At 58.5% G+C, this 14,395-nt stretch carries 13 protein-coding genes; 5 read left to right on the top strand and 8 right to left on the bottom strand.

The genetic code is table 11. The features are described 5' to 3' along the window. Positions 1-8: 8 nt before the first annotated feature. Positions 9-311, bottom strand: coding sequence for a hypothetical protein (locus L901_RS02595; RefSeq protein ID WP_059753095.1), 303 nt, complete (start codon positions 309-311; stop codon positions 9-11). Further along, positions 311-2,611, bottom strand: coding sequence for an FdhF/YdeP family oxidoreductase (locus L901_RS02590; RefSeq protein WP_059753093.1), 2,301 nt, complete (start codon positions 2,609-2,611; stop codon positions 311-313). Before L901_RS02590 ends, L901_RS02595 begins: the two co-directional genes overlap by 1 nt. A 266-nt stretch (positions 2,612-2,877) precedes the next feature. Here L901_RS02590 and L901_RS27310 point away from each other — a divergent pair, with 266 nt between their 5' ends. From L901_RS27310 to L901_RS02580, 3 genes are all read left to right on the top strand, one after another. Next, positions 2,878-3,018, top strand: a complete 141-nt coding sequence (locus L901_RS27310) for a hypothetical protein (protein ID WP_170988565.1) — start codon at positions 2,878-2,880, stop codon at positions 3,016-3,018. Then, positions 3,005-4,432: a magnesium transporter gene (mgtE, locus tag L901_RS02585; protein ID WP_059753090.1), complete on the top strand. Its 1,428-nt coding sequence runs from the start codon at positions 3,005-3,007 to the stop codon at positions 4,430-4,432. The genes L901_RS27310 and mgtE overlap by 14 nt, the downstream gene beginning before the upstream one ends. Positions 4,433-4,504: 72 nt before the next feature. Next, a complete protein-coding gene (locus L901_RS02580; protein ID WP_003524989.1) occupies positions 4,505-4,891 on the top strand; it encodes a MerR family DNA-binding transcriptional regulator in 387 nt (128 codons plus the stop codon). A gap of 198 nt (positions 4,892-5,089) precedes the next feature. Here the strand turns inward: L901_RS02580 and L901_RS02575 are convergent, their stop codons facing one another. Both L901_RS02575 and L901_RS02570 read right to left on the bottom strand, forming a co-directional pair. Continuing rightward, a complete protein-coding gene (locus tag L901_RS02575; RefSeq protein ID WP_059753087.1) occupies positions 5,090-6,055 on the bottom strand; it encodes a heparan-alpha-glucosaminide N-acetyltransferase in 966 nt (321 codons plus the stop codon). Between the two features lie 69 nt (positions 6,056-6,124). Further along, positions 6,125-6,817 carry a DUF599 domain-containing protein gene (locus L901_RS02570; protein ID WP_003524993.1) on the bottom strand — a complete coding sequence of 231 codons (693 nt, stop codon included), beginning with the start codon at positions 6,815-6,817 and terminating at the stop codon, positions 6,125-6,127. A gap of 503 nt (positions 6,818-7,320) precedes the next feature. Here L901_RS02570 and cobU point away from each other — a divergent pair. Then, complete coding sequence (cobU, locus tag L901_RS02565) at positions 7,321-7,842, top strand: bifunctional adenosylcobinamide kinase/adenosylcobinamide-phosphate guanylyltransferase (protein ID WP_059753084.1); 522 nt, start codon at positions 7,321-7,323, stop codon at positions 7,840-7,842. Positions 7,843-7,848: 6 nt separating this feature from the next. On the opposite strand, the gene L901_RS27570 is transcribed toward cobU, so the two are convergent. From L901_RS27570 to L901_RS02550, 4 genes are all read right to left on the bottom strand, one after another. Next, a complete protein-coding gene (locus L901_RS27570; protein WP_245289576.1) occupies positions 7,849-8,658 on the bottom strand; it encodes a TonB-dependent receptor domain-containing protein in 810 nt (269 codons plus the stop codon). Continuing rightward, positions 8,598-10,883 carry a TonB-dependent receptor gene (locus L901_RS02560; RefSeq protein WP_245289575.1) on the bottom strand — a complete coding sequence of 762 codons (2,286 nt, stop codon included), beginning with the start codon at positions 10,881-10,883 and terminating at the stop codon, positions 8,598-8,600. Before L901_RS02560 ends, L901_RS27570 begins: the two co-directional genes overlap by 61 nt. A gap of 90 nt (positions 10,884-10,973) precedes the next feature. Beyond that, positions 10,974-11,909 (bottom strand): FecR domain-containing protein, encoded by a 936-nt coding sequence (locus L901_RS02555; protein WP_059753081.1) that lies wholly within the window; start codon positions 11,907-11,909, stop codon positions 10,974-10,976. A 56-nt stretch (positions 11,910-11,965) separates the two neighbouring features. Continuing rightward, a complete protein-coding gene (locus tag L901_RS02550; RefSeq protein ID WP_245289574.1) occupies positions 11,966-12,454 on the bottom strand; it encodes an RNA polymerase sigma factor in 489 nt (162 codons plus the stop codon). 311 nt (positions 12,455-12,765) lie between these two features. On the opposite strand from L901_RS02550, the gene ccoN reads away from it, so the two are divergent. Then, a complete protein-coding gene (gene ccoN / locus L901_RS02545; protein ID WP_059753076.1) occupies positions 12,766-14,388 on the top strand; it encodes a cytochrome-c oxidase, cbb3-type subunit I in 1,623 nt (540 codons plus the stop codon). The last annotated feature ends 7 nt before the right edge of the window (positions 14,389-14,395 follow it).

The following is a 14,395-nucleotide window of genomic DNA, read 5'->3' as shown; positions in this document are numbered from 1 at the left end:
CGTTCGTTTCAAATCCGCAGGGACGCCGCCGCAAGGGCCTGTCCTTCTTCGGTTGCCTCCAGAAAGCTGCGCTGGGTGCGGGCATCGCGTTTTGTCACCCGTACGAAACGTGGCGACAGGGCAGTGATTTCGCGCAGAATGAGGGCGTGTGCAAGCCCCAGCCGGTTGGCGATGCTGCGGCTGTCAGCGGCGATGTTCAGATAAACCGAAAGAAGGATCGCTGCACCCGTGGCGGTCTGCGCCTGTGAGGCGCTTTCCTGAACCCGCTCCACCGCCGCCATGAACGCCGCAGTGGATTGCTCCTCTTCCATCAGGAGGCATCCGGGCGCAGGCGAACGGAGACGAGCACCGATTTCGATGTCGGCGTGAAACTGCCCTCGCCATAGCTCGACAGCGGCACCAGCACGTTCAGTTCCGGATAATAACCGCCGACGCTGCCCTGCGGAATATTATAGGGCACCAGCCGGAAATTCCGCGCAATGCGTTCCACGCCGTCGCCATATTCGCCGATGACATCGACGCGCTGGCGGGAATGGGCGCCGAGCGCTTCCATGTCCTTCGGATTCATGAAAATGACGTGGCGCTCGCCATAGACGCCGCGATAACGGTCATCCATGCCGTAGATCGTGGTGTTGTATTGATCGTGGCTGCGGAAGGTCTGCAATACGAACAGGTCATCGCGCGTGAGCGCCTGCTGGTGTTCGGTCTGTTCGGGCAGCGGACCGCTATAGAAGGTGGCCTTTTTCGCCGGCGTGTTCCACTCCCGTTCGGCTGCCGCGTTGCGCAGATGAAAACCGCGCGGCACGCGGACGCGCTCGTTGAAATTATCGAAGCCGGGAATGACCCGCTCGATCATGTCGCGGATGAGATCGTAATCATCGGCAAGCGCCTTCCAGTCGACTTGGGCATTGCCAAGCGTCGCCTCGGCGATACCGGCGACGATGGCGACTTCCGAACGCAGCTCATCCGAGGCCGGCGGGTTGATGCCGCCGGAACCGTGCACCATGCTCATGGAATCTTCCACCGTGACGATCTGCGAGCGGCCGGCCGAATTGCGGTCGATTTCGGTTCGGCCGAGACAGGGCAGCACGAAGGAGGTTTCGCCCGGCACCAGATGCGAATGGTTGAGCTTGGTGGCGATGTTGACGGTCAGCTTCTGCTTTTCGAAAGCCTTGACGATCAGTGGGCTGTCGGGCGTCGCGCGCATGAAATTGCCGCCGAGCGCGATGAAAGTCTGAGCCTCGCCGTCCAGCATCGCAGCGACGGCTTCGACGGTATTGTGGCCGGGCTTGCGCGGCATCGGGACGCCGAGTTCCTTTTCCAGCGCGTCGAGAAGTGCGGGCGGGGCTTTTTCGTCGATACCGACGGTGCGGTCGCCCTGCACGTTGGAATGGCCGCGCACCGGGCAAAGGCCGGCACCCGGACGGCCGACATTGCCGCGCAGCAGCATGAAATTGGTGATCTCGCGAACGATAATGACCGAATGCTTGTGCTGGGTGACGCCCATGGCCCAGGTGGCGATGACGGAACCGGCATTCATGTAGATACGGGCCGCTTCCTCGATCTCCGCGCGGGTGAGGCCGGACTGGTCGAGAATGCTTTCCCAGCTCGTCGCATCGACGGCGGCGCGATAGGCCTCGAACTCCGCCGCATGTTCGGCGATGAAGTCGTAATCGATGATGGCGGGTTCGCCCGCCGCCCTTGCGGCATCGTCGGCGGCGAAGACCGCCTTGCTCATGCCGCGCACGGCCGCCATGTCGCCGCCCTGGCGCGGCTGGTAATAATTGGTGGCGATGCGGGTGCTGCCGCCGGTAATCATCTCCACCTTGTCCTGCGGGTCGGCAAAGCGCTCCAGCCCCTTTTCACGGATGGGGTTGAAGACGGCGATGCGGGCGCCGCGAAGCGCGGCGCGGCGCAGGTCGCCCAGCATGCGGGGATGGTTGGTGCCGGGATTTTGCCCGATGACGAAAATGGCGTCCGTCTGCTCGAAATCCTCAAGTAGCACGGTGCCTTTGCCGACGCCGATCGAAGCCTTCAGGCCGACGCCGCTCGCTTCGTGGCACATGTTGGAACAGTCGGGGAAATTGTTGGTGCCGTAAAGCCGGACCATCAGCTGATAGAGGAAGGCAGCCTCGTTGGAGGCGCGGCCGGAGGTGTAGAACTCCGCTCGGTCCGGGCTGTCGAGACTGTTGAGGATACGGCCGATTTCGGCGAAGGCATCGTCCCAGGAGACGGGCAGATATCTGTCGCTCGCCCGGTCATAACGCATGGGGTGGGTGAGGCGGCCCTGTTTTTCCAGATCGTAGTCGGACCAGCTGCGCAGTTCCGAGACGGTGCGGCTGGCGAAGAAGTCCGGCGGCACGCGGGCTTCCGTCGCCTCCCATGACACCGCCTTGACGCCGTTTTCGCAGAACTCGAAAGAGGAGCCGTGTTCCGGGTCGCCCCAGGCGCAGCCCGGGCAGTCGAATCCGTCCGGCTGGTTGGTCTTCAAAAGTGTGCGGGCGCCGGAAATCGGGGCACCGGATTCAAGAAGGCGTTTGCCGACGCTTTTGAGTGCGCCCCAGCCGCCTGCGGCGGTCGATGCCTTGCCTATGAAGTCCGTCTTGCTCATGGTCCTGATTCCCGGAAACTGTCTTCTCGTGCCCGCCTGCCGGCGTTTGCCGTTTGTCAAATGCCTATCCAGAAGCGCCGTTCCACGCTGCCTGTCAATGTCTTAATTGTGCATTGCGGCGAAACCTTTGTTCGCCCGTTCGACATTTAAAACGGGAACGGCGTAAAGGGGGTGGGCGTTGTCGCAAAACAAGCTGCAAAGCTTGGCTAAACATGCCTATAGCCGCTGGCCGTGGCTAAGCCTGCGAACCGGAAGAGGAATGTTGAATGGATTTTTCGCCGCAGCCGGAGAGCTTGTTTATTTGCCGCTATCCGGTTGTTGACAATAAACCTTTTAACGCCATTCTGCCTGCGCATCCGTGCACTGCGGCATTTGAATACAAGGGGACGCCAGATGACAGACCGTGACGACGATCCTGTCGCGCCCGAGGACATGAAGCCTGCGGAAGCGCCCTCCGATATTTACGCAGAAGACGGGTCCGTCCGCTCGGATTTTCTGACGATGGTGGGTGCCGCGATCGCTGACCGCGATCTGCTTTTCCTGCGCAAGAATGTGGCGCGGCTGCACGAATCCGAACTCGGCGACCTGCTGGAATCCATCCTGCCTGAACAGCGCCATGCGCTGGTGCGCCTTCTCGGTTCCGACTTCGACATGACGGCGCTGACCGAGGTGGATGAGGGCATCCGCCTCGATATCGTCGATCAGATGTCGAACGAGCAGATCGCTGCCGGTATCGGCGAGCTGGATTCGGACGACGCCGTCTATATTCTCGAGGACCTCGACGACGAGGACCGCGAAGATATTCTCTCGCAACTGCCGTTCACCGAACGTGTGCGGCTGATGCGGGCTCTGGATTATCCGGAAAGCTCGGCCGGCCGCCGCATGCAGACGGAATTCGTGGCCGTGCCGCCGTTCTGGACCGTGGGGCAGACCATCGATTATCTGCGCGAGGAGGAGGAGCTACCGGATTCCTTCACGCAGATCTTCGTCATCGATCCCACCTTCAAGCTGGTCGGCGCGCTCGATCTCGACAAGGTGCTGCGCGCCAAGCGTCAGGTGAAGATCGAAACGATCATGCACGAGACCAACCACTCCATTCCGGCCGAAATGGACCAGGAAGAGGCCGCGCAGCTTTTCGAGCAATATGACCTTCTCTCCGCCGCCGTGGTCGACGACAACGGCCGACTGGTGGGCGTGCTGACCATCGATGACGTGGTGGACGTCATTCAGGAAGAGGCCGAAGAGGATCTGCTGCGCCTTGGCGGTGTCGGTGACGAAGAACTGTCGGACTCGATTGCCAGCACGTCGCGTTCACGCGTGCCCTGGCTTGCGGTCAATCTCATCACCGCCTTTCTCTCCGCCTCCGTCATCAGCCTGTTCGATGCGACGATCCAGCAGATCGTCGCGCTGGCGATCCTGATGCCGGCGGTGGCCGGTATGGGCGGCAACGCCGGATCGCAGACCATGACGGTGTCGGTGCGCGCACTCGCCACCAAAAGCCTCGATATTCACAACGCCGCGCGCATCATCCGGCGCGAGGCGGGTGTGGGTATCCTGAACGGCATGCTGTTCGGCTGCGCCATCGGCATTGTCGCCGGTATGTGGTTTCAGGATATCCATATCGGCGGCATCATCGCCACGGCCATGTGTCTCAACATGCTGGCGGCGGCGCTGGCGGGCATTCTCATTCCGCTGGTGCTCGACAAGTTCGGAGCGGACCCGGCGGTCTCTTCGGCGGTCTTCGTCACGGCGGTCACCGATATTGTCGGCTTTTTCGCCTTTCTGGGGATCGCGACCTGGTGGTACGGTATTTCCGGGTAGGGCCACGCGGGCGAAAATTGACTTTTACGTGAAGGTCAAATAATATCATCCGGTTATGAATCGGATAGGCCCTTGGATAAGTATTATAGCATAACCGAACTGACACGCGAATTCGGTGTTTCAACCCGTACCTTGAGATTTTACGAGGACGAGGGGCTGATTCACCCTGAGCGTCGCGGGCGCACACGGCTTTTCAGGGCTGCGGACCGCCGCCTCATTCAGGAAATCCTGCGCGGCCGCCGTATCGGTTTCACCATCTCCGAAATTCGCGAAATCATTCACGTCTACAAGGAACCGCCGGGCGAATCGGGCCAATTGGTGCTTCTGATGAAGAAGGTCGATGAAAAGCGCGCCGAGCTTCGGCAAAAACGCAAGGACATCGAAGAGACGCTGGCGGAACTCGACAATGTCGAAGAAGCCTGTCTGACGCGGCTTGCCGAAATCGGCGTTGGGACGTGAACGAAATTTCGGGCGATATTCGCGCTGGGTCATCGTTTAAGAATTAATATGTCTCCTCCGTCATCCTCGGGCCTGTCCCGAGGATCTGCTACGGTTCAATTTTGGAAACGGGGATAGATCCTCGGGACAAGCCCGAGGATGACGCCTAGTGCGGATGGGAACGCTCGAAAACGTCGGCTCGATTTGGCCCACTCGTACCTACTGCGCCTCAACCGTACACTGTTGCGCCACCTCGCTGACCTTCGTCTGCTGATCGGCGCTGAGCTTGCCTTCCATCATCGTGTCGAACAGGTTTTCCGCCTGCAGCTTCTCCAGCGTGCAGCCGCAGAAACGCTGGCACAGTTCCAGCCCGTTCGCCTGCTCGACGCAGCTCTTTTCACAGCTCGATTTGTAAAGCTCGACCTGATCGACAGGCGGGGGCGGGGCGATGAGCGACAGCGTGTAGACGAGGCCGATCAGCACCGGCTGGTGGATGAGGTAAAAGGCAAGGCTGTGACGGCCGGCGCCTGCGATCAGGTTGCGAGGCGAACTCGGGCTTCGAAAGCGGTCGAGCCAGTCGCGGGGCGTGACGAATTGCGAGACCGCAAGTCCGGCAAGGAAGGGCGCAAGCCAGGGGAGAAGCGGCACATAATCGTTCGAACGGGGCGGCATGGTGGAAAAACCGATCCAGGCCAGCCATTTTGCGTTGAACAGTTCGGATTGCAGATAGTGCGGCAGGATGAAAGCGATCGCTGCAAAAAGCAGCGTCACGGCCGCGGGTGCTCGCAGGAACAACAGTCCGACAAGGCTTGCGGCGGCGATATTGTGCAATATGCCGAAGAAGATGAAGCTGTCCGGAAAGGCGAAATACGTGGCGACGGTAATGAGCAGCGCCGAGCCGGCCACCATGGCAAAACGCTTGCCGAAGGACGGCCAGTTCACGCCCTTGCCATGGGCGAGAAACAGGCTGAAACCGGCCAGAAACAGGAACGAGCTGGCGATGCCGCGCGCATAGAGCTTCCACAGACCGGTCGTCGCCGTGCCGGGTTCGAGATAGCCGAAATATTCCAGATTCCATGTGAAGTGGTAGGACGCCATGGCGAAGAGGGCCAGCCCGCGCAGGGTGTCGAGACCGCCTATGCGGCCTTTGCGGCGGTTTTCGTTTGCGGCTGCGTTCGTGTCCATGGTTTCCGTTTTTCAAGCTTTCGGGGAGGCCGGTATCACGCTGGGCTTGGCCCTTGAAGTGCGGCTATTTCAAGGCCTGTTTTCTTCCATGATGGCGCGTCGCGCTTCGGAAAAGAACTGGCGGCGTAACAGCGCCACGATGATGATGACCGTGCTGGCGATGAAGACATAAGGGCTGATGAACCAGCCGAGATAACCGATGGACAGAAAGATGGTCCGCAGGCCGTCATTGAAGTTCTTAGCAGCGATGATGTTCATCTTTATGACGTTTTCGGCCGCCCGCTCCGCCGCCTCGCGATCGGCGCCGACGTCGTGGACCATGGGAATGGCGCCGAACAGGATCGTGCAATAGTTGAACAGGCGGTAGGACCAGCCGAACTTGAAGAAGGAATAACCGAAAAGACAGGTCAGCCCGATAACCTTCAGTTCGAAAGCCGTGCGTCCGGCGTAATGCACGAAAGGCATGTCACGAAACACCGATTCAACCTGTTCGGTCGCGCCCAGAAGCGCAAAACAGCCACCGATGGCGAAGATGGAGGTGGAAGCGAAAAAGGCGGTGCCGTTCTGCAGGCCGGCCATGATCTGCGTGTCGATCATCTTCAGGTCGCGCTTCAGCGAATTCATGATCCAGTCGCGGCGGCGCTCGGCCATGGCCTGATTGAGGCTGGCTCTCGAAAACAGCCTCGTTCCCGTCGTGACATGGGTATAGACGGCCCATAACAGGATGAAAACGACGATCGAGATATAGTCCATGACGGTCATCACGGGCAGGTCACCTTGCTGTTTGCGAATCTTCGAAAGCATATTGATTTGAAGGCCATGGCAAGGCAATGGCGGCGGCTGCCGTCACTCCATATTCTCCTTTGGCGTTGCGGTTTCATCATTCGGTTTTTCGCTAACTTTCCGGTAACCAAGTCGCTTTATCAATCCAGTCGCGGACGACAGGTCTGCCGGTTCCGGATTAAGGTTTTGCGTCCCGGTTCCGCCTGATTTTGGGCTAACGGCAGGGACCGATTGACAGGATGGCCGTTCGCACCTAGCCTTTCATCAGGACCGGTGTTTCCGGTATCCGGAGTCGCCAAGGCTGATATGCCCCGCATCCTGCAGGCAGGTCTTGTTTTCTCCGGCCCGGTATCAGCGGCAGTCCGGCATGAGCAACCGGGGGACGCCTTTTTCTACGAATCGTTCCCTTCATGTCTGCCTGTCCCTGGCTTGCAACACGGCGAAGATGCCGGTCCGCTTCATTCTCTTCCTTCAGGTTTTAGATGACAGATAAAAACCGCTCCGTTTTCATTCTTGGCGGCGCGCGCTCCGGCAAGTCCCGTTTTGCGGAAGAGCTTGCGGGCAAGTCCGGTGGAAGCCTGCATTATCTGGCCACCGGCCGGGCATGGGATGACGAGATGCGCGACCGCATCGTCCATCATCAAGCGCGGCGCGGCGGCGAATGGACCACCCATGAAGCGCCCGTCGATATTGCCGCCGTGCTGGAGCAGCTCGATGCGCCGGAAAATGTCGTTCTCATCGATTGCCTCACCCTGTGGCTCACCAATCTGATGATGGAGAATGCCGATATCGAGGTTGCCTTTGCGGCGCTTGAGGCGTCGATTGTATCGGCTCGGGCGAGGCTGATTTTCGTCTCCAACGAAGTCGGTCTCGGCATCGTGCCGGAAAACCGCATGGCGCGCGAATTTCGCGATCACGCCGGCCGCCTGCATCAGCGAATCGCCGCGATTGCCGGTGAGGTCTATTTTGTCGCCGCCGGTCTGCCCCTGAAGATGAAGGGCTAATTGCGCTTAGAACTTCATGGTGAGGGACGCTTTGAATGTCCGTCCTGGACCCGGCATCATGCTGAGCGACAGCGGATCGATGTAGTAGCGGTCGAACACGTTTTCGATGCTGAATCCGGCGGTGGCGTTTTCGCTTATCTTGTAGGATGCGGATAAATCGAAGAGCGTCACCGGCTGGTAGAATAGCTGTGTCGCGACGCCTCCGAAATTGTTCCAGGGCTTGTCCAGTTTCGTGATCGGCGCGCTCGTGTGGGTCACTCTGGTTGCGATTTCCAGAGCCTCATCCAGGAAACGCGCTCCGAAGGTTCCGGTCAATGTGTATTGGGGCGGGTTTTGCGCGTTCGTGAAGGAGCCGGAGAACCCGCCATCGACGCATCCGGGTATGTTTTTCAGCCGGCTGTCGGAGGACATTTTCCTCATGAATTGCGCTACATCGGGTGCGCATGTTGTGGCCGAGAGATTGTATGTGGCCGAAACATCCGTGAAGAACGCTCCATCGTCGTATGTCGCCTGGAGTTCCAGTCCCTTCACGGTAAAGGAATCGGCATTGTAGAACGCATTATTGTACTGGCGCGCCAGTCTTCTGAGCGCCGGATCCCTGTAGGAGCCCTCATTATAATATTCGTGTCGGGTGATGTAGTCCTTGGTTTTGTTGTTGAAGTAGGAGAGGCGGGCCATGAAACTGTCGCCGCCCTCCAGAAGATTTTCCATTTTGGTCGACACGCCGAATTCGAGGTTGCGGGCCTGTTCGGGTCTCAGATCGGCAGGCACCGCGGCCGAAGCGTTGCCGACCATGGATTCCGTGAGGCTCGGCATGCGAATCCCGTGGGTATAGGCCGCGTGAAGCTTCCAGCCATCGAAACTTCGTAGCTGCCGCTGAGACTGGGCGCAAAGCCTGAGTTGCGACGCCGCAGATTGTCATAATATATGGTTCTTTTACCCTCGCTGGACCATTGATCACTCTCGACCAAAGTGAGACTGTCATCAAAGTCCAAAGAAGAAAGAGATGTCATTTCACTGTCATCCCCCGCGTGTCCAACGGGATATCCTTTGCCATCGGGCATCTTTCGCGGATCGGTGGCATCGGTATAGTTCCCTTGGGCATCGGAATACCAGAACGCATTGCCGCGCGGCACTGGGCGTGTTTCTAGCGGAAGAGAATAATCATACAGGTACCAGCCGTTGCCGTCCGGAACCAGGTTGCCGTCGCCATCAACCAGGAAGTCGTACTCGGTTTCGTTCTTGTAAAAATAGAGCGATTTACGGTTGATCGTATAAGTCTCTTCTTCACGTCTTTTGTTATGATCGTAGGTCTTGAATTTGGTGAACCTGCCGCCGAGGCTGATGTCCAGGCGCTCGTCCGGCTCCCAGGTCACTGTGCCGAAGCTATCGAACTGCTCACGGTCCGCCTGCTGATGAAAGTTTCCGCTGACCTGTCTGCCATTGGCTTCGCTGGGGGCGTCCGAGGGCGGGAAAAGCTTCTCGAAGCGCAGCGCCGCACCATAGTTGATTTTGAACTGTCCAATCTCGGTGTCGACTTTGGATGTGTTGGCGATATCAACCGAAGTCGTCTCCATGATACGTGACGCGCCGTAAAAGCGTTTGTAGCACCGCTCCGAGAAAGGATCGTCGTTGCATGCGGGCCGGTCGCTGGGCGTCTGGCTCGATAGCGTCAGATAGCCGTCATAGGCCAGATGCGAATAGGCGAAATTGGCTGTCAGGTCGATGAGGTCGTTGTCTTGTGGGTTCCACCTGTATCGTGCCGTTACGCTATCGCTTTTGACCGTCGAGGGATCCCATTGCGGGATGGAGCCTGTTGAGTTTCGCAATATTTGCGAACTCATGATCTCGCCCATGCGACCGTTGAAATAGCGATAGCCGAGATCCAGTGTGTGATCCTCGAACGGACGCAATGTCAGCTTGAACAGGGCGGATTCCGTCTGGCTTGAGGTGTTGAACACCTCGCCGTTATCCGGGTAGAGCTTTGCGACCGAGTTTTCCTCTCTTCCATCCTGGAATATCCGATATTTGTCGCGGCCCTTGCTGCCGGCGAAGTAATTGCCGTTGTGACGTTTGGCATAGGCGCCGACCACGTCGAAGTTTTCCTGGCTGAGTGCGAAGGCTGCGCTTCCATTTCCCGTTTGCGGTTCGAAAAACGAGTTTCTGTCGGTATTTTCCGGCGCATTGAAAGTATCGGGCAACGATGCGCTGTTGGAAGCGACGCTTCCCCTGAGCCTCACGCCGATTTCGTTGCCCTCTATCAGAATATCCTGCGGGCGGATCGTCGACATGGCGATGGTGCCGCCGATGGCGTCAAGGGCGGGAGAGGGGCCTTTGAAGACGCTGACCGAGCTTATCAAATCCGGATCGATATAGTTTCTTTCCTGACGCCCGGCATAACCGCGATAGACATCGATGCTGTTTTCCGCGCCGTCCACGGTTACCTTGACCCGCTTTTGCCCTTGCAAGCCGCGAATATTGGGATCGATGCCTCCGCCTGTCCGCGCTTCGCCGGTATAGACGCCTGGAATTCCTTTCAGAATATCGGAAGGGCTGGAGCCGGTCAGCCGGCTGATCGTTTCCTCATCCACGAAGTAAGCGCTTTGCGCCTGATCATAGGCCGCGGTTTTTTCCCCGTTGAAGCGGCCAAATCCTGCGCCTGACACAATGATTGGTTCGAGCTCCGTGCCTTCCGCCTCTACCGATGCCTGGGGTGTGGCGGTGATGGTGACGACCTTGTCATTCAGGAAACGGTATTGAAGTCCGGTGCCCCGCAAAAGACGGCTTATGGCTTGCGAGGGTGTGAAGGAACCCGAAAGGCCGGATGTGGTTCTTTCCCTGACGAGCGAAGCTTCGATGCCGATCTGTAAACCGAGGCGTGCTGCCAGCGCGTTGAGAGCCGTGGATAGTTTGCCGGCGGGAATTTCGACTGTTATGGCTTTACCTGGCGTTTGCGCGGTCGCAGGCGGCATCACGCACAGGCTCGCGCCGCTATAAAGGGCCGCAGCCAGCATGCCGCGCATAACGATCTTTCTCTTCATGTCCCCAATCCCCAGCAAATCCGATAAAAAAGGTTTGTCGGGGAGCTAGACGAATGAGCATCGGGGTTTCTGCAGTCCGGTGAAGAAAAACTAGTAAATTATAGTCAGGAATTTGCCGGTCCGGGCGATCCGCAGACCGAAAGCATCGGCGAAATCGTCAAGTGCGCGGTTTCCATCCGTCAGATTGAACGAACCGGTTATCCTTTTCCTGTTCAGACGGGGATCGAGCGTAATGACGCGGCCGGGTATATGACGGAATATCTGGGTGACCACCTCGGATAGCGGGCGATCGTCGAAGACGAGGCGACCGTTGCGCCAGGGTGTCTGGAACTCCGCTGGAACCGTTTCCTCAGGTCCGATGCCCGCGTCATCGACGATGATGCGTTTTCCCGGATCCAGGACGACCCTTTGCTTCGTGGCGTCGGAATGGACGGCGACCCTGCTTTCTGTCACCGTTACCTCAAAGCCGTTCCCCAGAAGATTGACGTCGAAAGCCGTTCCGAGCGCCGTGACGGCGCCCTCCGGCGTGGCGACTTCGAAAGCGCCGAGCGTATCGGACCGCGCCACCTCGAAATAGGCTTCGCCTTTCAGCAAATCTATCCTTCGGCGTCCGTTGGAGAAGGAAAGTGCAATCGCGGTATCGGAATTCATATGTATGGTCGAACCGTCCGGCAGCTTTTCGGTTCGCAGTTCCGTCTTCGCCGTCATCAGGTCGGCCCTGAGCTGGGTCGGAACATCCAAGACGGCAATGAGGTTACCTGAAACCGTCAGCAAAAGGACGGCCACGATTATTTTGCCAGGCCCTTTGCCGCGGCGAAATGCCTTCCTCGTGAAAGCCGGCTCTTTCGCCAGCGCGATATGCGTCTGATCAAGCACGGCAGCGACGCGACGATAGGCTTCCGCATGCGCGGGATCGGCCGCGAGCCACCGGTCGAATTCTTCCTTTTCGGCCGGGCTTCCGGTTTCCGAAAGACAGAGCGCCCAATCCACCGCTTGTTGCCGGATGCGCTTGCTGTTGTCTGTCATGCTTTCACGTTTCCATCGCGTTCAATCGGGGTTGCGGAATTGGGCGCCGAATGCGGCTAGTCGAACTGATCCATCTTTTCCAGACAATGGAGCACGGCATGTCGCAAATGCCTGTCCACCGATCCACGTGTGATGCCCATGGCGGCGGCGATATCCTCGCGCGGTATTTGTCCCACCCTGTGTGCTATGAACACCCGGCGGCATGTCGGCGGCAAAGCCTGGATTGCCTCGCGCAATGCCGTAAGCCGCTTGCGGAGATCAAGATTTTGTCCGGGGGCGTGCTGCTGGGTGGCGATTGCTTCTGCGGATCGGTCAAGCTGCGCGAAAAGCCGTGTTTCGAAAGCGGCTCTTCTCATCCTGTCGAAACCGAGATTGACGGCCGCCCGAATGAGAAAGGCTTTTATACTGGATTTGTGTTCCAGCCGATGGTCACTGGTTGCAAGCTTTATATAAAGATCATGCACGACATCGTGCGACAGGGACTGATCGATACCTTTTCGACTGACAGCCTGAATTATCTCCCTGTAATAACGTTCAATAGACATGTCCAGCGGACGCCTTTCGTCGGAAAAACGTTCTGGAGATACTTCGATCGGCGGCTTCGAACTCATTATAATATTTTGCCAATCCAGTTAAAGCCGCAGTTTCCCAGACGAAATAGCATTGCCACATGAAAAGGCAATAAAAACATGATTGTATTATTCATATTTTTTCCGGGTTCTTTTTCTTGATCTGGATCAAGGTGGCGTTGCCCTGCCGGTGGCAATGCTCCAACCGACGCAAAGGCGCGTTTCCGCTCTCCCAGGCGCGTGCCGTGCCTTTCGTCGGTCGGCTTGCACGTTGGGGGAAACCAACAATGAATTACACGTTAGAAACCGCGATCGTGGCGCTCGGCGCCTTTCTCGCGTTGCTCGGGGCAGCCTTTGCCCATGACAGTCTTTTCGCCGCCCATATGTGGGTGCTGTTCTTTACGCTTCTGGTCAGCACGGTGCTTCTGCTGCGCCGTGTCTCCTTCGCGCCTGTCGATTCAGCCGCGCGTGCCCGCCTCAAGTCGGAATATTTCGACGAGGTGGTGAAATACGGCGTCATCGCCACCGTGTTCTGGGGTGTCGTCGGTTTTCTGGTCGGCGTCGTGGTGGCGCTTCAGCTCGCTTTTCCCGATCTCAATATCGCGCCCTATTTCAACTTCGGCCGGATGCGACCGCTGCACACATCGGCGGTGATCTTCGCTTTCGGGGGAAATGCGCTGATCGCCACCTCCTTTTACGTGGTGCAGAGAACCTGTCGGGCGCGCCTGTTCGGCGGCAATCTCGGCTGGTTCGTGTTCTGGGGCTACAACCTCTTCATCGTCATGGCCGCCACCGGCTATCTGCTCGGCATCACGCAGGGACGCGAATATGCGGAGCCGGAATGGTATGTTGACATCTGGCTGACCATCGTCTGGGTCGCCTATCTTCTTGCGTTCCTCGGCACGATCCTCACGCGCAAGGAGCCGCATATCTATGTGGCGAACTGGTTCTATCTGAGTTTTATCGTCACCATCGCCATGCTGCATATCGTCAATAATCTGGCGGTGCCGGTGTCCTTCCTTGGGATCAAGAGCTATTCGGCCTTCTCGGGCGTGCAGGACGCGCTGACGCAATGGTGGTACGGCCATAACGCCGTCGGCTTCTTCCTGACGGCCGGCTTCCTCGGCATGATGTACTACTTCATCCCGAAGCAGGTGAACCGCCCGGTCTATTCCTACCGCCTGTCGATCATCCACTTCTGGGCGCTGATCTTCATGTATATCTGGGCCGGCCCGCACCACCTGCACTATACGGCGCTGCCGGACTGGGCGCAGACGCTCGGCATGGTGTTCTCGGTCATGCTGTGGATGCCGTCGTGGGGCGGCATGATCAACGGCCTGATGACGCTTTCGGGCGCATGGGACAAGATCCGTACCGATCCCGTCGTGCGCATGATGGTGATGGCGGTGGCCTTCTACGGCATGGCGACCTTCGAAGGCCCGATGATGTCGATCAAGGCCGTCAACTCGCTCAGCCACTATACCGACTGGACCATCGGCCATGTTCATTCCGGCGCTCTCGGCTGGAACGGCATGATCACCTTCGGCGCGATCTATTACCTGACGCCGAAACTCTGGGGCAGGGAGCGTCTCTATAGCCTGCAACTGGTCAATTGGCACTTCTGGCTCGCCACGCTCGGTATCGTCGTCTACGCCGCCGTCATGTGGGTGGCCGGCATCCAGCAGGCTCTGATGTGGCGCGAATACGATGCCCAAGGCTTCCTCGTCTATTCCTTCGCGGAATCGGTCGCGGCGCTGTTCCCCTATTACGTGATGCGTGCATTGGGCGGCCTGATGTTCCTCAGCGGCGCGCTGATCATGGCCTACAACGTCACGATGACCATCCTCGGTCATCAACGCGAGGAGGGCGCCAGCAAAGGCGCGGCACCCTCGCTGCAGCCTGCTGAATAAGGAGGGG

Source organism: Agrobacterium sp. D14, from assembly GCF_001526505.1.
Taxonomy (GTDB): Bacteria; Pseudomonadota; Alphaproteobacteria; order Rhizobiales; family Rhizobiaceae; genus Agrobacterium; species Agrobacterium leguminum.
This window is presented reverse-complemented; position numbering and strand designations above follow the sequence as displayed.